Annotated in this window: 18 protein-coding genes; 2 read left to right on the top strand and 16 right to left on the bottom strand. The window is 45.9% G+C overall.

Annotation, left to right across the window (positions count from 1 at the left end; translation table 11 throughout):
* Positions 1–86 precede the first annotated feature (86 nt).
* From FJQ58_RS18225 to uptA, 4 genes are all read right to left on the bottom strand, one after another.
* Positions 87–2,345 (bottom strand): Tex family protein, encoded by a 2,259-nt coding sequence (locus tag FJQ58_RS18225; protein ID WP_420799849.1) that lies wholly within the window; start codon positions 2,343–2,345, stop codon positions 87–89.
* Between the two features lie 23 nt (positions 2,346–2,368).
* Positions 2,369–3,028 (bottom strand): MBL fold metallo-hydrolase, encoded by a 660-nt coding sequence (locus FJQ58_RS18220; protein ID WP_420799848.1) that lies wholly within the window; start codon positions 3,026–3,028, stop codon positions 2,369–2,371.
* Positions 3,029–3,041: 13 nt separating this feature from the next.
* On the bottom strand, positions 3,042–3,608 hold the full coding sequence (locus FJQ58_RS18215; RefSeq protein ID WP_139995993.1) for a thioredoxin family protein: 567 nt from the start codon (positions 3,606–3,608) through the stop codon (positions 3,042–3,044).
* Between the two features lie 64 nt (positions 3,609–3,672).
* Complete coding sequence (gene uptA, locus FJQ58_RS18210) at positions 3,673–4,281, bottom strand: undecaprenyl phosphate transporter UptA (RefSeq protein WP_139996071.1); 609 nt, start codon at positions 4,279–4,281, stop codon at positions 3,673–3,675.
* Positions 4,282–4,447: 166 nt separating this feature from the next.
* Here uptA and FJQ58_RS18205 point away from each other — a divergent pair, with 166 nt between their 5' ends.
* Positions 4,448–4,894: a cupredoxin domain-containing protein gene (locus FJQ58_RS18205; RefSeq protein ID WP_139995991.1), complete on the top strand. Its 447-nt coding sequence runs from the start codon at positions 4,448–4,450 to the stop codon at positions 4,892–4,894.
* Between the two features lie 97 nt (positions 4,895–4,991).
* Complete coding sequence (locus FJQ58_RS18200; protein WP_139995989.1) at positions 4,992–5,303, top strand: dehydrogenase; 312 nt, start codon at positions 4,992–4,994, stop codon at positions 5,301–5,303.
* Between the two features lie 65 nt (positions 5,304–5,368).
* On the opposite strand, the gene FJQ58_RS18195 is transcribed toward FJQ58_RS18200, so the two are convergent.
* The 12 genes from FJQ58_RS18195 to FJQ58_RS18140 all read right to left on the bottom strand — a co-directional run bounded on the left by FJQ58_RS18195 (position 5,369) and on the right by FJQ58_RS18140 (position 17,990).
* A complete protein-coding gene (locus FJQ58_RS18195) occupies positions 5,369–7,675 on the bottom strand; it encodes an S-layer homology domain-containing protein (protein WP_162341568.1) in 2,307 nt (768 codons plus the stop codon).
* Positions 7,676–7,829: 154 nt separating this feature from the next.
* Entirely contained in the window at positions 7,830–8,015 is a 186-nt protein-coding gene (locus tag FJQ58_RS18190; protein WP_139995985.1) for an H-type small acid-soluble spore protein, read from the bottom strand.
* Positions 8,016–8,066: 51 nt separating this feature from the next.
* Positions 8,067–8,249, bottom strand: coding sequence for a hypothetical protein (locus tag FJQ58_RS18185; protein ID WP_139995984.1), 183 nt, complete (start codon positions 8,247–8,249; stop codon positions 8,067–8,069).
* Between the two features lie 149 nt (positions 8,250–8,398).
* A complete protein-coding gene (gene cls / locus FJQ58_RS18180; RefSeq protein WP_139995982.1) occupies positions 8,399–9,829 on the bottom strand; it encodes a cardiolipin synthase in 1,431 nt (476 codons plus the stop codon).
* A 142-nt stretch (positions 9,830–9,971) separates the two neighbouring features.
* A complete protein-coding gene (locus FJQ58_RS18175) occupies positions 9,972–10,943 on the bottom strand; it encodes a glycosyltransferase family 2 protein (RefSeq protein ID WP_139995980.1) in 972 nt (323 codons plus the stop codon).
* On the bottom strand, positions 10,933–12,339 hold the full coding sequence (locus tag FJQ58_RS18170) for an undecaprenyl-phosphate glucose phosphotransferase (protein ID WP_139995978.1): 1,407 nt from the start codon (positions 12,337–12,339) through the stop codon (positions 10,933–10,935). The genes FJQ58_RS18175 and FJQ58_RS18170 overlap by 11 nt, the downstream gene beginning before the upstream one ends.
* Before the next feature lie 93 nt (positions 12,340–12,432).
* A complete protein-coding gene (locus FJQ58_RS18165; RefSeq protein ID WP_139995976.1) occupies positions 12,433–13,362 on the bottom strand; it encodes a glycosyltransferase family 2 protein in 930 nt (309 codons plus the stop codon).
* A gap of 7 nt (positions 13,363–13,369) precedes the next feature.
* Complete coding sequence (rfbD, locus tag FJQ58_RS18160; RefSeq protein ID WP_139995974.1) at positions 13,370–14,218, bottom strand: dTDP-4-dehydrorhamnose reductase; 849 nt, start codon at positions 14,216–14,218, stop codon at positions 13,370–13,372.
* Positions 14,211–15,242: a dTDP-glucose 4,6-dehydratase gene (rfbB, locus tag FJQ58_RS18155; protein ID WP_139995972.1), complete on the bottom strand. Its 1,032-nt coding sequence runs from the start codon at positions 15,240–15,242 to the stop codon at positions 14,211–14,213. The genes rfbD and rfbB overlap by 8 nt, the downstream gene beginning before the upstream one ends.
* A 9-nt stretch (positions 15,243–15,251) precedes the next feature.
* A complete protein-coding gene (gene rfbC, locus FJQ58_RS18150; protein WP_139995970.1) occupies positions 15,252–15,809 on the bottom strand; it encodes a dTDP-4-dehydrorhamnose 3,5-epimerase in 558 nt (185 codons plus the stop codon).
* Between the two features lie 15 nt (positions 15,810–15,824).
* Positions 15,825–16,568, bottom strand: a complete 744-nt coding sequence (locus FJQ58_RS18145; RefSeq protein ID WP_139995968.1) for a sugar phosphate nucleotidyltransferase — start codon at positions 16,566–16,568, stop codon at positions 15,825–15,827.
* Positions 16,569–16,877: 309 nt separating this feature from the next.
* Positions 16,878–17,990, bottom strand: a complete 1,113-nt coding sequence (locus FJQ58_RS18140; RefSeq protein WP_139995966.1) for an acyltransferase family protein — start codon at positions 17,988–17,990, stop codon at positions 16,878–16,880.
* Positions 17,991–18,516: the final 526 nt, after the last annotated feature.

Below are 18,516 nucleotides of genomic sequence, written 5' to 3'. Positions count from 1 at the left end.
TTTGCAGGGTAGTTGGCGATGCCCATGCTTCTAGATTAAGTATAAAGGGCTTGCCTTTGGCAGGCAAACCCTTTATCTGGTCTTGTCTATACTGGCTTGCGCATCGTTAAGCTTACGCGTCCTTTTTTCTCATCGACGCTCAGCACCCATACCGTCACCGTATCGCCGACAGACACGACGTCCATCGGACGCTTGACGAATTTGTCGCTTAGCTGGGAAATGTGAACGAGCCCATCATTTTTGATGCCGATATCGACGAAAGCGCCAAAATCAATAACATTGCGCACCGTGCCATGCAGCTCCATGCCCGGCTTTAAATCTTCAATATTCAGAACATCCGTGTGGAAAATCGGCGGAGGCAGCTCCTCGCGCGGATCACGCCCCGGACGAAGCAAGCTATCCATAATATCGCGAAGTGTAGGCACGCCAACGTCAAGCGCAGAAGCCGTTTGTTCTACATTCAGCTCCGTCAGCTTCGTCTTCAGCTCATCCGTTCCAAGCTGCTTAAGGGTAAGCCCCAGCTCTTTAAACAGCTTGTCTACTACGTCATAGGACTCCGGATGAATCGGCGTGCTGTCGAGCGGATTGACAGGCTCTACGATACGCAGGAAGCCGATGCACTGCTCATAGGACTTGGCGCCAAGGCGAGGCACCTTCTGAAGCTGCGTGCGCTTCGCAAAGCGGCCGTTCTCATCGCGGTATTTGACGATGTTTTTGGCGATCGTCCCATTAATGCCCGCCACATAGGACAGCAACGAGGCAGAGGCAGTATTTACATCGACACCGACATGGTTAACCGCCGATTCAACCACCCCGCCAAGCGACTCATCCAGTCGCTTCTGGCTGACGTCATGCTGGTATTGACCAACGCCAATAGCCTTTGGTTCGATTTTCACGAGCTCAGCCAGCGGGTCCTGAAGCCTGCGTGCTATCGACACTGCGCTGCGTTCCGCCACGTCAAGCTCCGGAAACTCTTCCTGAGCAAGCTTGGAGGCCGAATAGACGCTTGCGCCCGCTTCGTTGACAATAATATACTTCAGCTCCGCGCCGCCCGTAGAGGCGGCTTTGCGCTTGCCTATCAGGGTTGCGATAAACTGCTCGGTTTCCCGAGAAGCGGTACCATTTCCGATAACGATCAGCTCGACCTTATACTTGTCGATCAAGCCGTTAATAAGCTTCTCCGCTTCGGCTACCTTGTTGTTTGGCGGCGTTGGATACGATACTGCGACTTCAAGCAGCTTGCCGATATCATCGATAACCGCCAGCTTGCAGCCCGTACGGAATGCCGGGTCGACGCCAAGCACGATATTTCCTCTGACCGGAGGCTGCAGCAGCAAATTGCGAAGATTCTCTGAGAAAATTGAGATTGCATGCTCTTCTGCTTTTTCCGTCAGCTCGCCTCGCACCTCACGCTCAATAGAAGGCGAAATCAACCGTTTATAGGAATCCTCGATAACTGCAACAAGAATATCACGAATGGACTGGGCTGTCCCATTTCGAAGCAGCTTGCGCTGGATATGCTCGTGGATACGATCAGTCGGCACATCAAAGGCTACGCGCAGCACCTCCTCGCGCTCCCCCCGGTTAATGGCGAGCACCCGGTGGGGAGGCAGCTTGCGAACCGGCTCCTGGTAGCTGTAGTACATTTCATAAACCGATTCCTCGGCAGCGTTTTTCGCATCGGTTTTAATCAGCGCCTGATCGAACGTGAATTTACGCACCCACGCACGTATCGACGCATCATCCGCGATATTTTCCGCAAGGATGTCCATCGCTCCATTAAGCGCATCCTGTGCGGTTGGAACGCCCTTCTCTTCATTCACGTAACGTGATGCTTCCGCAAGCGGATCACCGATTCGGGGCTGCGACCACAGCCATACGGCTAATGGCTCCAGTCCTCTTTCCTTTGCTACGCTTGCCCGGGTTTTCCTCTTTTGCCGGTAAGGCCGGTACAAATCCTCAATTTCCTGCAGCTTAACCGACTGATTGATTGCTTTGCGCAGCTCCTCGGTTAGCTTGCCTTGTTCATCGATCAGGCGGACAACCTCGCGCTTTCGCTCCTCAAGGTTACGCATATATTGCAGCTTCTCTTCGATCGACCTTAGGTCGTTCTCATCGAGCTCGCCAGTCATTTCCTTACGGTACCTTGCAATAAACGGAATCGTATTGCCTTCGTCAAGCAAGCTGACCGCTGATTTCACTTTTGAAATGGGAATGGACAACTGCGCGGCAATCCCATTCATAATCCGCTGGCTCTCGGCCGCTTTCTGCTCATCCGTCAGCTTCGCTTTGCCCGTGCCTTCTTCTGGTTCGTCTATCCATTGTTTTGCCTTTGTATCCGCCAAACGTCATGCCCCTTCCTTAAATCTCATGCTCCCGTATACGGGTTGTTTGCCATCTCGAAGCCGATCGTTGTCCGTCCGCCGTGCCCCGGGTATACAATGACATCTGGGTTTAGCTTGTACAGCTTCAGTCGAATGGAGTCATATAGATCGCGCTCGCGCCCGCCAGGCAGGTCTGTCCGGCCAACAGACATTTTGAACAGCACATCGCCCGAGAATAAATGGTTCCCGCACAGGAGGCTGATGCTCCCAGGCGAATGTCCCGGCGTGTGCATTACACGGAAGGTTAAGCCTAGCAGCTTTAACGTCTGGCCTTCCGCAAGCGCATATTCCGCCGGATCCGTCGAGAGCGGCGGCGTAACGTCCTGCCATCGCATCGAACCGTTCTTGCGCGGATCGGTCAGCCAGTCCGCTTCCAGGTCATGTATGTATACTGGGCAGCCCGCAGCCTTACGCAGCTCATCCACCCCGCCCATATGGTCGAAATGCGCATGTGTCAGCAAGATAGCCTCCACCTGAACGCCCTCCAGACGCTCAAGCAGCTTTCTCGGATTCATGCCCGGATCAATAACGATAGCACGCTCCGCAGGCTGTCCGCCTTCCGAGGAAGCCGGTTCCGTCACGCTAATCAAGTAAGCATTCGTTTGCAAAGGCCCTAAAGTAAAGGTTTCTATTTTCATATTCACACTCATCGCTTTCTTAAAAGGACTCCAGCAAGGTGCGAAGCTCTTTCACGATGACGGACTGATAGCCCGTGCCTTCGCCGTAACGGCGACCGATCTCTTGTCTGGTCACAGCAAGATTATCTTGATAGTCCGCGGCCTCACGGTCCGGATTCGCTTGTTTGAAAGCAATCATCGCTTCTTGCACATGGCTAGGACGAGGTCCCCATTGTCCCAGAACAGCACCGCCTGTATCGGCAAAGATGACAACCGGCACGGAACGTCCGCCCATCGTCAGAAATTCATCCATCGTATCGAGATGCTCTTCCATAATCAGCACTTCCGTAGGAATGCCGCTGTTCGCAAGCGCCTTGAACACGACTGGAATATTGCGGACAACGTCCCCGCACCAATCCGCCATTAGAATCAGCACGCGAAGATCATCACGGTTATTAAGTGATTCGAAATATTGTTTATCGGATTCGTCCGTCCATGTGAACTTCTCCGACCAGTCGATAAAAGCTTCTTTGTTTTTGGTCATGCCGTCGATAAATTGTTGTGGGGTAATGCCTTTGCCAAGCTTGCCTGCTACGCTTTTGCTCATTATGAATCCCTCTTCCGTTAATGTATTGGTGAGACATAGAAATTAAACTTCCTTCGTTCTTCCATTATACCGATTTGCCGCGCGAGCGCACAAATTTGAACAGCACATAGACAATAAGCAGCGCAATGGCGATTAATATCGCAGGCTGTACGTAAGGTGCGGCTTTCTCATCAATTTTATCCCAATTCTCGCCAAGCGAGCTACCCAAATAAACAAATAAAATAGACCATGGAAGTGAAGCAAGGGCAGTAAGCAGTGTAAACAAACCAAAATTCATGCGCGCCATGCCTGCCGGAATCGAAATCACCTGTCTCATCACCGGCACAAAACGTGCGGTAAACACGATGCCGACTCCATACTTATTGAACCATTTCTCGGAAATGTCGACATGCTTCTGCTTAATTTTGATATACTTCCCGTATTTCTCAACGATTGGGCGCCCTCCGTATCGGCCGATCCAATACAAAATCCAGTTTTGACCAATCGCTCCTAACGTACCAAATAGAACGGCTCCCCAGAAGCTGATCTTATCCTGCGATACAAGATAACCTCCATAACCTAGAACGATCTCGCTCGGAATAACCTCGATTAATAGCCCGATTAAAATACCAAAGTACCCTAAACTCTCAATCCACTGCAACAAGCCATCCAATACCTCATGAATAAAATCCATTTCTGTTCTCAATCCGCCTTCCTTCTTAAATGTAGCGATTGCTTGTTTTTCCAGCACTGAGGCTATCTTAACATACGATAAGGACAGCCTTCCACTTTTGTCATGTGCTGACAAGCCTTTGCATAGACTAGCCTTAAATCATACGAATGGATGAGGTGATCGTTTCATGTCCAAGGTTTTTATTGTAAGCAAACGACAGATTCAGCTGTTTATCGTAGTTGCGGCATTAATTATTTTGACCGGCGTTTACTTGAGCTGGAACCAGTCGAGGGAAGTTAACGCGCAGCCTTCGGAAGCACGCGTCTTTAAACTGGTAACAGGCGAATACACGATGACTACCGCAGACGGAAAAGAGCTCGATGTGTACCGCTGGGATCCCGGCACGATAATTGTGAACAAAGGCGAACTGACCGAGCTGCAAATCAGCGGAGTCAACGGCAGCAGCCATCCATTTACTATTGAGGGACTTGGCATAACCGGCGAGGTCATTCAAGGGAAAACGACCGTTGTCAGGTTTACAGCAGACAAAAAAGGAACCTATCCGATTCAGTGCATGACGCATACCGATATGCGCCACGGCGGCCCTATGGTCGGATATATCGTAGTTCAGTAACCTTTCTGACAGCACAACAACGAAACCTTGATTAATGGAGCTAGTGACCGCCTCCTCTCCCTATGCATACATATGGAACAGAGAGGAGTCGGTTTCTATGAAAGCTAACGCGCCAAAGCATAACACCGGCTATCCGAGTGCGCGCAAAATCCGAAGGGCCTGCAGCAACGAGCTTTACCGTACCGTGAAGCGGATGAAGATGTGGATTTCCAAGGAGAAAATGGATCAGGCCGAGGCGCTTTATTTTAAAAAGGTCATTCTTAATTTAAAATGGATCGTCGAGAACGAGAGCAATCGCAAGGTACAATCCGATTGGTGGGACGAGAGCGTTAGCGCAGAGATTGCGGAGCTTTGGGAAGTGGATCGCGCTCAGCTGTGTGCGGCGTTCCGGGACGCTTACGGCGGTTGAATAAGCTCAAATAGAAGAAACCTGGCTGCCGGATAGGCAGCCAGGTTTCTTCTATTTGAGGCGCATTATGAGATAAGCGGGGAATCCAGCTTATCCTGCAAAGCAGCCAGGCGAATCATCAGAACGCTAGCCTGCGCTTTTGTCACAGGCGCTTTCGGATTAAACTTGCCTCCCGTAGTCGTCAGCAACCCTAGCTTGATCGCGAGCGAGACAGCCCCTTTATTTTGAATAGAAGCCGCGTCCTGTAAAGAAGTGACATCCTTCTCTTTATTCATAAAGGCAGACAGCTTGTCATAGTTAAGCATTTGCATAAGCATTAATGCGAGCTGGTCCCTCGTCAGTGATTGCTCAAAATACTCCGGCTCTTTGTCATTATAAGCCTCAAGCCAATCTTCCTCGTAATAATAATCCCCGTATTCCTCATCTAAATATTCAGCTTCCAACTCATCATAGTAACTCGGACTAACTCCATAATAATCATCATCGCGATAAAAAGCTCTCTCCAGCATGACGATCCAATCTCTGATTGAGATCGTCGAATCCGGGTAAAGCCGTCCATCCTCGTCTGTTTCCAGAATACCGAATTCCACCATGGCTCCAAGCGAAGTTTTCGCCCAATGCTTGTCAATATCCGTTGGCTGGATGACAGCCTCCTCTTCCGGATACTGTTCTTCCTCATAGGCAAGTTCGAGTTCTCCCGATACCGCATTGACAACATAATAATCGTTCGTTTTATTGGTAAGTGGAAAATACACTAACTTGACTGCCGTTGTTTCGTATTCTCCCTCCAAATCCTCTGATCTCTGATGAATATACATAAGATCGGTACTCTTTGCTTTTTGGAATTTGCTGCGCGCATCCTCCACGGAAATATTTTGTTGAAGAAGCATAAGTTTTTTCTCCAATTGCTCAGGATCTGTCAAAGAACGGCGATATTCCCTTAGAAGACCGTCGCCACTGATCGTTACAGTCGTATAATTGTCCGCAACCCCGATGCCATTAAATACTTGTGCAAAATAGAAGTGGTACATGGTCTCTCCATTTGACTCATACGTGCTAACATCACTATCTATCCGCATGTATTTAGCTGCATTTAGGAATACGCCTGTAACTAGATCGACCGCTATCTGCTTTGCCGTCTGCATCGTAATGGATGGTTGATTGGTATCTGTCATCTCTTCACTGCCGCTGCCATCCGTATACAAAGCAAGCAATTCACCTGTCTTGGCATTGATGTAAGCAGTAACAGCTTTTTGATTGTTACTCTCCTTTTGGTACTGCAAAATAAACTCCCACGCTGGGTAACCTGTCCCGTACCAATCCTCCAGGTAGCTGCTGCGGTCTTTCTTATATTCAGACGGAAGATTAATCGTTGACAAAAGAGATGCCAAAGCCTGTTCCTCCGTCAATTTACCTTGAGCCGGAATCTTTAATGGAGAGACTGTCGATTTCAACTCGGAGAGAATAGACGGTTCTTCCGCATTTTCTCCACTCCATGCGCCTAACGCCTCTCCTGTTTTAGCATCGATAAAAGGCGTTTCATTTTCCACTTCTCCATAAACCAAGCGGTATTCATTATTTTGTGTATACATGGGATTATAATTATCGTCATAGACAGGCAGGTAATATTGCTCAAGCTGCAGTTCTTCTTTAAATTTGTTTTCTGCTTGCTGCTTCGTTAATTTTATATCCGGCATTGGATAATCCTTGTTAGAAAGGTAGGCGCCAAATCCGACCACGTCACCGTTTCCGTTCATCGTAATGCTTAGATTCTCTTCTTTTGAGGCATAACCATTAATATTCAAATAATATTGGAAGGAATAATACGCCGAGGAAAAAAGAGACGGTCTGCTTTGCTCCGTATACTCCGGCTGCAAAACCAAATCGCTTTCTTTAATCGCAGGGATAGCTTTCGCGATAAAGCGTTTGGCTTTTACCTCCGCTTGCTCCAATGTCGCTTTTAATGGATAGCTTGACTTCGCTGAGGCATGACCGGAATCATAATAGCTGATGATTTGCCCTTTTCTTGCATCAACCTGAACGAGAGCCTCATGTTTGCTTTCGTCCTTCTTCCAAGATATGTTCCAAGCCGGGCTTAATGGATCGGATTCATCAAAGCTAATTTTCACGTTTGCTTTTGCTACTTTCAGCAGCTCAGGGAGCAGCTTGGCAGCATAATTAAACGCTTCGGCTTCCGATATTAGCTTCTTAGCCTGGGTTGTCCCAGCCTGCACCGAACTCGTCTCTCCCCCCGCCGCATAGGCAGGCTGTACATTCATCGTTCCGTTCAATAGGCCCAGCGCTAGTGTAAAACCAATCATGCCTTTGAACCATCTGGAGCCTTTTACCTGCTGACCTTGCCCTTGTTTCATCAAACCCATCGCCCTCTCATCTGTACAGCGTTAAAGAAATAAGACCATGATTCATTCTAGGATAAAATTTCAATTTTTACCATACAAAAAAACCGAATAAACACATGCGTGATGCATGGTTCATTCGGTTCTTTGTTTTCTAATCGCATTGACGTTATTTGTCGATTTCCTTTAGTCGATCGCAGGAAACGGTTTTCGTATTAATTGGGTTATTGCCGACCGTTACCGTGGCCATCCCGTTCGCTTCGTCGATATTTTCGATCCATACGGAATCCTCATCCAAATGGACCGCAAAGGTCTGTTCCGATTCGTAAATTTGCTTCGCTCGCGCAGTATCCATGGTCTTTCCCTCCTTCTTTCGAACTAACCAGAGCAGAATGCACAGACGTGTCTATTTGGATTCTTGCTCCATCGTATCCGTGGTGGATTCATCGATAAGACCATTTTGTAGCGTCACGTTGCCGCCACCTAAGCCTTCATTCACCATCCGGTCGATATCCATAAAATAATCCTCTCGGCCCTCATGCTTTGGATCGGAAGCCGCTTGTTTTTCCTCATTGTTCGTATCTGCCACGGTATGCCCTCCCAAAAGTTTTGCGGACAAACATAAACGCCATCGGCGACCTCTGGCGCTTATAAAGCGTTTTGGTGTCCGCTATGACGGCTTACGTTGCTAAGCCACTATGCAAAATATGCCCGAAACGGCGACTAGTCATGCATCGTTCAAAGCAGCGGCGAGAGCATGTGAAGCAGGGATTCCGCCCATTTTTGGCGGTTTGGCCTTTGGCGAAAGGCAGTTAGCTCTAGTTGGTCGCTGTGTTGCAAATCCTCCATAAAATCCGCCTCAAGCCGGTTTATTGTGCGTTCGTCGAACAGCACCGCGTTCAGCTCGAAATTGCAGTATAAGCTGCGCATATCCACGTTAGCCGTGCCAACGCTTGCCAGCATATGATCGATAATCATTACCTTTGCGTGAACAAAGCCTTTTTGATACCGGTACACTTTTGCTCCCGCTTCCAATAAATCCTGTACGTAAGATAGCGTAGCCAGCAGCACCAGCTTGGAGTCTCCTAGTCCCGGAATAATGAGCCTGACGTCGACTCCGCTAAGTGCAGCTGTCCGAAGTCCCATTAATAAGGAAGCATCGGGTATAAAGTAGGGGGTTGTAATAAAAATCCGCGAGCTAGCGCCAGTAATGGCCGCAAACATGACCTCAGCGATTTTTTGGTCATGCTTGCCCGGCTTGCTAGAGACGATCAATACGCGTTCTTCCCCATCGCATGTATGCGGAGGCATATACGCTTTCCCGCCCAGCTCTTCTTTTGCGGCAAACGCCCAATCATTCATAAACAACTCCTGAAGGTAGTAGACTGAATCCCCCTCCAAACGCAAATGGGTATCCCGCCAAAAGCCCAGCTTCGGGTCTTTTCCTACATATTCATCTCCGATGTTAATGCCTCCGATAAAGCCTACCCGGCCATCTACGACAACGATTTTACGATGGTTTCGATAATTGAGCCGCCTGTCATAAAAGGCAAGGCGTGGCGGCAGGAAGCAGCTCGTCTTTACGCCGGCATGGTTCAGCTCGGCAATATAGGCTTGGCTGAGCGATAAGCTGCCTATGCCGTCATAGACAACCCGTACCTCTACGCCCTCCCTTGCTTTTCGCGTAAGCACCTCCAGAAAACGATTGCCGATTTCATCCGCCCTAATCGTGTAGTAGTCCATATGTATATGATGGCTCGCTTGCTCCAGCTGCTCCAAAATCGCCTCATACGTGTCATGGCCATTCGTGAGCACCTTTACCTTATTTCTGCGTGTAATCGGAAACGGTGCGAGCCCTTGCAGCATCGCATACAGCTTTTCCTGTCTTTCTATGTGCTTGTTGCCGATGTCTGTTAATGAGCCAATCTGCTCTGACATCTGATTCGCCCTTTGCACCGCTTCATGCTTAAATCGTTCTATTCGTCTGCGATTGGTAAAGTGCTTGGCAAGCAGAAGATAGGCAGCAAAGCCTATAAATGGACAGATAAAAACAAGAAGCAGCCATGCCGTCAGTTGTGCAGGCCTGCGGTGCTCCATAATAAAAACAGCGCCGATCTGGGCAATATAAGCAGCAAGCATTACAGTCAACCAAATGCACCAAGCAGCCATAATCGCATCTCTCCTCTGCTTGCCCGATTCCAAAAACAATGGTTTTCTAGTTTGAGCGGAGGCAAAGAAACGTATACTATCGCATAAAAAAAAGCCTGCCGGTTGTTAATGACCGTTCAGACTCCATATCCTAATAAACTGATTAAGATTTCAAAGTAACGTTTGCCCCGTTATCCTCCAGATGAGCAAGAATAAGACGGTGCATGCTTAATTTGCGAGTGACAAAGGCAGGCAGGATTCGATAATTCATTCCCAGCTTGTACCCAATGAGCTTGGCCGCTGATTCAGCTACCAGCTTCGGAACCAGCAGCCATTGCCGCTTGCGGCGTAGCTCCTTGAATTGCAGCTTCACGAGTTTGGAGCCTGCCTTGCCTACGGCGCTGTATGGTGTAATCCACGTATTGCAGCGCATCGATATGCCGTTATCAAAATAACGCTTGAATTGCTGCATGACCGTATAGTTATGTGAATGATAAACGGCGGCTTCGGCACTATAAGCTATTTTATAACCTGTCAGGACACATTTTGCCGCCATAAATAAATCCTCATTAAAAATAACCGGCTCTTGAAAGCGTCCCATACTCTCAAACGTCTCCCGCCGGATTGCCGAGCAAACGTTGGAACAAAAAAACGTCTTAATGCCTAATTGCTCAATATCCTCGTAGCTCTTGACCTCCGATTGCTGCGGGTAATTATGCTGCCGTGCCAGCTTCTCCAGTAGCGTAGCCTCGGGTCTGGCGATTTGTCTGGCATAGGCATAAACAACCTTATCCCCTTCAAAAAGCGGCCTAATCAGCTCCTCAATGAGCTTATCATCATACGGCAGCGCGTCCTGCGTCATAAACATGAATATATCGCCTCGCGCCTCCATAGCCGCTCTATTGCGCGTGCCGCCGTGGTCAAACTCCGCCCGATCCACCTTCATCACGCGTACGCCTGCTCTTTGCGCCAGCTCCGCCGTTCCATCGGTCGAGCAGGAGTCAATAACAATAATCTCGAAGGGCTGCACCGACTGCCCTTGCAGCCGCTGTAACAGCTGCTCAAGCTCAGCGCCTGCATTCAAGGTTGGAATAATGACCGATACGTTAGAAGCTGATTCCCGGTTAGTATGCATTTTTGTTCATCAGGCCCTTCAGTACCGTTTTGAAAATTATTTTGATATCGAAGAAAAACGTCCAGTTCTCAATATAAAAAATGTCGAACATGATCCGGTCCTGAATCGACGTGTCGCCTCTGAGACCATTGGTTTGCGCCCAGCCTGTAATGCCGGGCCGGATCTGATGCTTAATCATATATTTCGGAATTTTCTCTTTAAATTGATGAACAAAATAGGGACGCTCCGGCCGCGGTCCGACAACGCTCATATGCCCTAGCAGCACGTTAAAAAACTGCGGCAGCTCATCCAGGCTGGTACGGCGCAGGAAGCTGCCAAACTTCGTCCGGCGCGGATCATTTTCGACCGTCCACTGCGTATCCGAAACCGCATCCGTCGATACATGCATAGAACGGAATTTAAACATCGGGAACGTCTTGCGGTCCAGTCCCATCCGCTCTTGCTTAAAGAGAATGGGGCCGGGAGAAGTCAGTTTCAGACCTATAACAATAAATAGCATAATGGGAGAAGTCATTATAATAGCCGCAATCGAAAAAGCAATATCAAACCATCTCTTCAAAATTCGGTTGCTCAGCTCATCGAGCGGAATGTCCCTTACATTAATTAACGGTATGCCTGCAAAATTGTCAAAAAACGGCCTCGCAGGCAGCAAATCGAAGAAGTCTGGAATAATGAGCGTCTTCACGCCTGTCCGTTCGCATATTTCAATAATTTCAGCATACTTCTCATGAGCTTCAAGCGGCAGCGCAATAATAACCTCATCGATCGGATGTTTCTCCAGCTTCCGCTTCAAGTCATCAAGCAAGCCGATAATCGGCTTCATATCGCTATGTTCTGGCGAATGCTCCTTATGGTAATCGTCCAGAAAGCCAACAACCTCATACCCTAAATCCGGATGCTGCTGCAAGTTGTGATAGAAGCTGCGCCCTACCGAACCCGCGCCTACGATCAGCACGAACCGTTTATTGAAGCCTTTACGACGGAAGGAAGCCAATATCGATTTCACCCAGAAGCGGTATAGCGTGATCGCTACAAAATTCATAACAAAGAAAATGGCGAGAAATTCCCGGGAAATATGTACCTCGCGCGTGAAGAAAAATAAACTCAGCAGCCCGAGAAAGCTGATCGTTTGAATTTGTAAAATTCTTAATACTTCATAGGAATAATTCTTGCGTCGTTTGGGTGAATAAAACTGAAAATAAAACCCAACGAGAACCGCTGAAAAGGAGTAAATCGTTCCCCATAATAAATAAGTAGAAAATGATACGGAATTAAAGCTTGGAAGCAGGCCGCTATAAAATTTAAGCCAATACGCAGCCATAAAGACGACCAATGTGCAAGATAAATCCGCCAACATATACAGTTGGGTCAAAAACCGTTGGTTTTGCCTTAACATTCGCCGTTATCACCTGCATTCTCTTAAATTTCGACTCTATCTGCATTGTACCAAATATAGCTAGCGAGGAGAACCCCATATATTCCCATAAAATTAAACATTCTTTTGTTTTGCTTTCTGAATGAGCCACTTACGTTTACGATGCATGACTGGCATACTGCGAAAAATAAATGGCCAGCAGCGGAGCAAGCCTGGCTCCCTTAGGACAATATAGCCTAACTTCATTATCTCAGCAGCGGCAATCCATGGGCCTAGCACTAGAGAATGCCAACCTATCGGTTCATTTTTCAATAGTGTAAAAAAACGATTCTGATAGGAATGCTGGCGTACAAACAGCGGAACGCTGCTGCGACTGCCTTTCTTCCAGCCCCGATGGTGCACGGCATACGCTGCAGGCACATAATACGAAGTCCAGCCCAGCTTCCGTGCACGCCAAGCCACATCGACATCCTCCTTGTAAGCAAAAAAATGCTCATCAAAAAATTGCCCTTCGTAAGAGATGTCTTCCACCATCGCTCTTCGATAAACAGCCGCCGCACCAGAAACCCCAAACACTTGCTTGGTTTCATTCCAGTTGGCCGCTGGCTCGCCTGCCGCTAGATCAAAGGCATTTCTTGTACGCTTCATCCCAAGCCCTGCGCTATCCATCACTTCTTTATTAGACGCAAGAACGAGCTGTCCGGTTGCACTTCCAACCAAATGATTTTGTTCCATGAAACGAATGGTTTCTGTTAGATAATCAGGATCAAGCGTCACGTCTGGATTTAATACGAGCACATAATCTGAACGGGTCTGCCGAATAGCCTGATTTTGGCCGCCGGCAAACCCGTTGTTCACTTTGTTCGCTATAAAATGGACGTGCTCCGCATAAGGCTTCACACGCTCAGCCGTTCCGTCCGAGGATGCATTGTCTATGACAACAATGCGCTCCACCGGAAAGCTTTGCTGCATAACGGCCTGCAGACAGTTTTCAATATCTTCTGCGCTATTATAAGTCACAATACAAACGCTTGCTGTAGGCATGGTTTTATCACTCACTGTCTTTGAGATAGTGGTTTAACGCTTCCCTCCACGGACGCAGCAATTGAAGGCCATTGCTCCGAATGGCCGAATGATCCATGACCGAATATGCGGGTCTTGGTGCTGGCCGCGGAAAATCTGCTGTCGTACAAGGATCAACAAGAATAGACCTGCCGCTATCTTCAAAAATAGCATTTGCGAACTCAAACCAAGAGCAGACTCCGCTATTGGATGCATGATAGATGCCATAATAATCTGTATGAACAAGCTCTAGCAAAAAAGCAGCCAGATCATAGGTATAGGTAGGCGAGCCTATTTGATCCGAGACTACCTTCAGTCGATCGCGTTCTCCTGCCATTTTCAGCATCGTTTTTACAAAGTTGTTGCCATATTTCCCGTACACCCAAGAGGTGCGGACGATATAAAACCGATCATGGAGCGTCTGCACGGCTTGCTCCCCTGCGAGCTTCGACTTGCCATAGACAGTTTGCGGATTCGTCTGATCATACTCGTTGTAAGGAACACTGGAAGTTCCATCAAATACATAATCAGTGCCAATATAACAAAGCTTAGCTCCAACTTCACGGGCTGCAACCGCCACATTTCGGGTAGCCGCCGCATTCACGCGAAAAGCCTCGTCCGGCTCGGACTCGGCTTTATCAACAGCGGTATAAGCAGCACAATGAATCACGACATCAGGCTGGTGAATGGCAAAAATATTCCGGCATGCTGGCAAGCTTGTAATATCCAGTTCATTCCGGCCAAAACCAATCATTTCAGCCGTTTCCGTCTTCCATTCCGCCAATTCACGACCAAGCTGCCCGTTAGCGCCCGTGATGACAATTTTTAATTTAGACATCGGATTCGTTCGCCTCCAGGCGATCCTTGTATTGAGTTTCGTAATACTGCTGATAAGTACCGGATGCCACCTGCGACATCCACTCGGCATTGCCGAGATACCAACGAATGGTTTCCTTGATTCCGTCCTCATAATTGAACTTTGGCTGCCAGCCTAGCTCATTCCGGATTTTATCGGCATCAATCGCATAACGTCGGTCATGACCCAGCCGATCCTTAACATAAGAGATCAACGACTCCGGCTTGCCTAGCTCCTCAAGAATGGTCCGAACCACTTGCAAGTTATTCCGTTCATTTCGTCCGCCAACATTATATACCTCGCCAGCGCGGCCTTTATGCAGCACTAGATCAATCGCACTGCAATGATCCTCTACATACAGCCAATCCCGCACATTAAGACCGTCGCCATACACGGGAAGCGGCTTATCCTGTAGCGCATTCTGGATCATCAAAGGAATCAGCTTCTCAGGGAACTGATAAGGACCGTAGTTGTTCGAGCAACGAGTAATATTGACATGAAGACCGAAAGTCTCGTGGTACGCGCGAACAAGCAAATCCGCGCCTGCCTTACTGGCTGAATATGGACTATTTGGTGCAATCGGCGTATCCTCCGTGAACAGCCCTGTATCGCCCAGTGTACCGTAAACCTCGTCTGTAGACACTTGAACAAACTTGGCAACGTTATATTGCTTCGTCAGGTCCAGCAGCGTCTGCGTCCCCAAAACATTCGTTTGCACGAAAATTTCCGGATGCAAAATGCTGCGATCCACATGCGACTCAGCAGCGAAGTTAATGACCGCATCCACGCCTTGCTGGAAGAGAGGTTCAAGCTCAGACCGATTGGCAATGTCCGCTTTCGCGAAGCTATAGCCCGAATGCTGCTCAATTGAACGCAAATTTTCTAAATTGCCCGCATAGGTCAATGCATCCACATTGATAATTTCATAAGTGGGGTAGTTCTCAATCATATATAATACGAAATTGCTCCCGATAAAGCCGGCACCGCCGGTAACAAGTAATTTCACGAGTCTAACTCACCCTTCATATACAAAGTTAATTTCCGCATCAGCCAGCACTGGATGTTTGGCATCTTTATCCGAAAGGATCGGATTCGATGTCGGCCAGTCGATCGCAAGGGCCGGATCGTTCCAGGCAATGCCTCGGTCGTGTTCTGGAGAGTAGAGGGCATCTACCTTGTATTGCACCTCACAATTTGGAACTAATGTGCAAAAACCATGTGCAAAACCTTGAGGAACCAAAAGCTGTCTCTTATTGGCTGCACTTAAAATAAATCCCCGCCATTGCCCAAAAGTTGGTGACCCTTTGCGAATGTCGATGACAACATCATAAATGGCACCGGCCGTTACCCGTACTAGCTTCGTTTGAGCTTTCGGTGATAGTTGATAATGCATGCCTCTGAGCACACCGGCTTCTACGGATAAGGAGTGATTGTCTTGGATAAAAGCATGAGATATCCCATTGGCATTTGCAACTTCTTCATTATAGCTTTCCATAAAGAAGCCCCGATGATCGCCGAATACGGCCGGCTCTATGACTTTAACACCTGGTAGACTAGAATTAATTATTTTCATAGGTCACCTATTCTATTATAATTTTAACTTTCCAAACTCTTCGCCAAATGTAAGATCTTTTGCAAGCTCATTTGCTTTCGTCAATGAAGCATGGGTACCTGCATCCGTCCACCATCCGTGGAGAATATCATAACTTAGCTCGCTTGCTTCAATATAAACATTATTAACATCCGTAATTTCAAGCTCTCCGCGACCTGATGGTTTGAGAGTTTTGATAATTTCAAAAACATTACTATCATACATATATATGCCTGTAACCGCATAGTTGCTCTTTGGTTGTTTAGGTTTCTCTTCAATAGAAACGATCTTATCTCTATCCAATTGTGGAACCCCATAGCGCTGCGGATCATGAACCTCTTGAATAAGAATTTTTGCTCCCTTATTCTGCTCTTTAAAGTTGCTTACGAACGGAACAATACTATCATCAAATACGTTATCACCTAAAATAACGACCATCTGATCATCATTCACAAAGTTTTCAGCTAATCCAAGAGCTTGCGCAATACCTCCAGCTTCGTCCTGAACTTTATATGTAAAAGAAACGCCAAATTCATAACCACTTCCAAGTAAATTTACTACATCCCCCATATGTTCTTTACCGGTAACGATGAGGATATCGACAATATCAGCTTCTTTAAGCTTGGCAATAGAGTGGAAAATCATCGGATACTTGCCTACTGGCAATAAGTGCTTATTAGTTACTTTGGTGAGGGGGAATAAGCGCGAGCCAGTTCCTCCTGCTAGAATTATGCCTTTCATGAGAAAGTCTCCTTTTAGAATACTATACTATAATTATATAAATATAATTCTAATATAAGTAACACTGAATTCTTACTATTTATTCAACCGTAATACACTTGCTAGTACAGCTTACCTTATATCAAACTAGATCATATCGAGAAGTTAATTTAAACCCACTTTGACAATCTCGTGAACGAATATTTTTTGTTTATCGTGCTCACTAATGAAGTGGTACTGAATTCTCCCGTTGTTATTATTCGAATTCTTATTCGCTAGCTCCTTTACTCTATCAATCTCTCTAATTTTCTATTGTTATAGTTAAGAAATTTATCCAATAGGTTTAACAAACTTCGAATTTCTTTTGGCTGTTGGATATATATATCTGCCTATCACCCAAGGGATTTTATTATTAATTAATGAAAAGAATAATCTTTTTGTTATTTCAACTTTAAGAACCATTAAAAACACTTTAAATAACACTATATTAGATTTAACAGAAACATCAAAAAATGCAAGCAGTGCTGTTGCAATCGACATTGCGATACTTTCAAACCCACAAAGTATCAGAGTGTTCTTCCCAATATATGATAGATAATAAGATTTTTTTAAAGCATAGGCAATAATAAGATTGAAAACTATTAAGAGAATTGTAATCAATAGAATTAATATCTGGATTAAATACGAATTAAAGAAACTACCACCTATATCATTCGAGAATTGAAGCATCACCCTATCGATATCGTTAGGTCTTGAATAAATAAAAAAACTACAAGCTAAAACCAAACTAACAGACACTGAAAAAAACACTTTAGATAATCTGTTAATTTCCGTAAAAGAGAAATCCTTGATTCTTGCAAATATAATATCCCCTAAACAAAAGAAAAAAATATAGTAAACAGCGCTATCTATGTTAAAAAACATAGTTGGATCATTTGGAGCTTTTAGTATAATAGAACTTACTAAGGCTGATGCAAAAGAGATTATAAATATTAATATTTTTTTTCTAATCAATTTATTCAAAAAGTAATACAATAATTGTATTGTTAATAAACACGTAAAGAACCATAATTGACCGGCAAAACCTATTTGATTACGAATACCCCATAATGATTGAATTATAAATGTTTTTACTAATCCTAAGTCACTTCCTGTTGTAACTATAAAATATACAATGTTAAAAAGACAAAAGAAAGCATATGGTATTAGAATAGTCTTTACACAGTTAATGATGTAATTTTTAACTGACAAATCTTTTTTCTTTGAAAAAAACAAACCAGATAGAAAGAAAAACAAAGGAACGTGATAACGAAAAACAAAAGTGGTTACATTATCCCCTGGAGCAATATGTCCAATGAATATGGCTAATATTGCCAATCCTCTACATACATCTACCCATTCATATCTATTATTAGTTTTATACTCCTCTTGATAAGTTTCCATTTTTCAAAACTCCTATCAAAACTAACAAATGTAGTATCGTACAAGCAAGTTTAATAAAACACAGAAATAAATATAGTCACGGTTACTCTACGGTATTGAGTCTGTCAATATTTTTACGTAATTTATTAAAATATGTTAACTCGTCAAGTTAGCTCCCGGTTTTCAATACAGATAGTTATAGTAACCTTCTCTATGGTTTTGAGCGTCACCTTCCATGTGCGTAGGACATCCATTATGAATAATAAAGTACTTCGAACAGTACGTCGTCACTATGAACATACTTTCTTCATTGTCTCTTTGCACAACTCACTGTGGTAACTTTCAATTATATTCGTGGGCAGATAGTCTTGCGTGTTTCTGGAGGACAACAAAAAAGAAGCGGCTAACTTATCCCCGTATTTGATCAAAGAACGCATGATCAGGGATGTTTCTTAACCCATAATTTCTTAAATTAATCTAATAAGCCTCTTCAGCGGTGGACATATAAATGAATGATGCACTACTGATTTTTAGTCAACGGATAAGT

Source organism: Paenibacillus paridis, assembly GCF_006345825.1.
GTDB classification, from domain to species: domain Bacteria; phylum Bacillota; class Bacilli; order Paenibacillales; family Paenibacillaceae; genus Pristimantibacillus; species Pristimantibacillus paridis.
The sequence above is the reverse complement of the archived record's forward strand: the minus strand, read 5'-3'. Positions and strand labels throughout refer to the sequence as shown.

Excerpts from the sequence above, each read along its gene's own strand:
- FJQ58_RS18215 (WP_139995993.1), bottom strand. The coding sequence starts at position 3,608 with ATGAGCAAAAGCGTAGCAGGCAAGCTTGGCAAAGGCATTACCCCACAA.
- uptA (WP_139996071.1), bottom strand. The coding sequence starts at position 4,281 with ATGGATTTTATTCATGAGGTATTGGATGGCTTGTTGCAGTGGATTGAG.
- FJQ58_RS18205 (WP_139995991.1), top strand. The coding sequence starts at position 4,448 with ATGTCCAAGGTTTTTATTGTAAGCAAACGACAGATTCAGCTGTTTATC.
- FJQ58_RS18200 (WP_139995989.1), top strand. The coding sequence starts at position 4,992 with ATGAAAGCTAACGCGCCAAAGCATAACACCGGCTATCCGAGTGCGCGC.
- FJQ58_RS18195 (WP_162341568.1), bottom strand. The coding sequence starts at position 7,675 with ATGAAACAAGGGCAAGGTCAGCAGGTAAAAGGCTCCAGATGGTTCAAA.
- FJQ58_RS18190 (WP_139995985.1), bottom strand. The coding sequence starts at position 8,015 with ATGGATACTGCGCGAGCGAAGCAAATTTACGAATCGGAACAGACCTTT.
- cls (WP_139995982.1), bottom strand. The coding sequence starts at position 9,829 with ATGGCTGCTTGGTGCATTTGGTTGACTGTAATGCTTGCTGCTTATATT.
- FJQ58_RS18175 (WP_139995980.1), bottom strand. The coding sequence starts at position 10,943 with ATGCATACTAACCGGGAATCAGCTTCTAACGTATCGGTCATTATTCCA.
- FJQ58_RS18170 (WP_139995978.1), bottom strand. The coding sequence starts at position 12,339 with ATGTTAAGGCAAAACCAACGGTTTTTGACCCAACTGTATATGTTGGCG.
- FJQ58_RS18165 (WP_139995976.1), bottom strand. The coding sequence starts at position 13,362 with ATGCCTACAGCAAGCGTTTGTATTGTGACTTATAATAGCGCAGAAGAT.
- rfbD (WP_139995974.1), bottom strand. The coding sequence starts at position 14,218 with ATGTCTAAATTAAAAATTGTCATCACGGGCGCTAACGGGCAGCTTGGT.
- rfbC (WP_139995970.1), bottom strand. The coding sequence starts at position 15,809 with ATGAAAATAATTAATTCTAGTCTACCAGGTGTTAAAGTCATAGAGCCG.
- FJQ58_RS18145 (WP_139995968.1), bottom strand. The coding sequence starts at position 16,568 with ATGAAAGGCATAATTCTAGCAGGAGGAACTGGCTCGCGCTTATTCCCC.
- FJQ58_RS18140 (WP_139995966.1), bottom strand. The coding sequence starts at position 17,990 with ATGGAAACTTATCAAGAGGAGTATAAAACTAATAATAGATATGAATGG.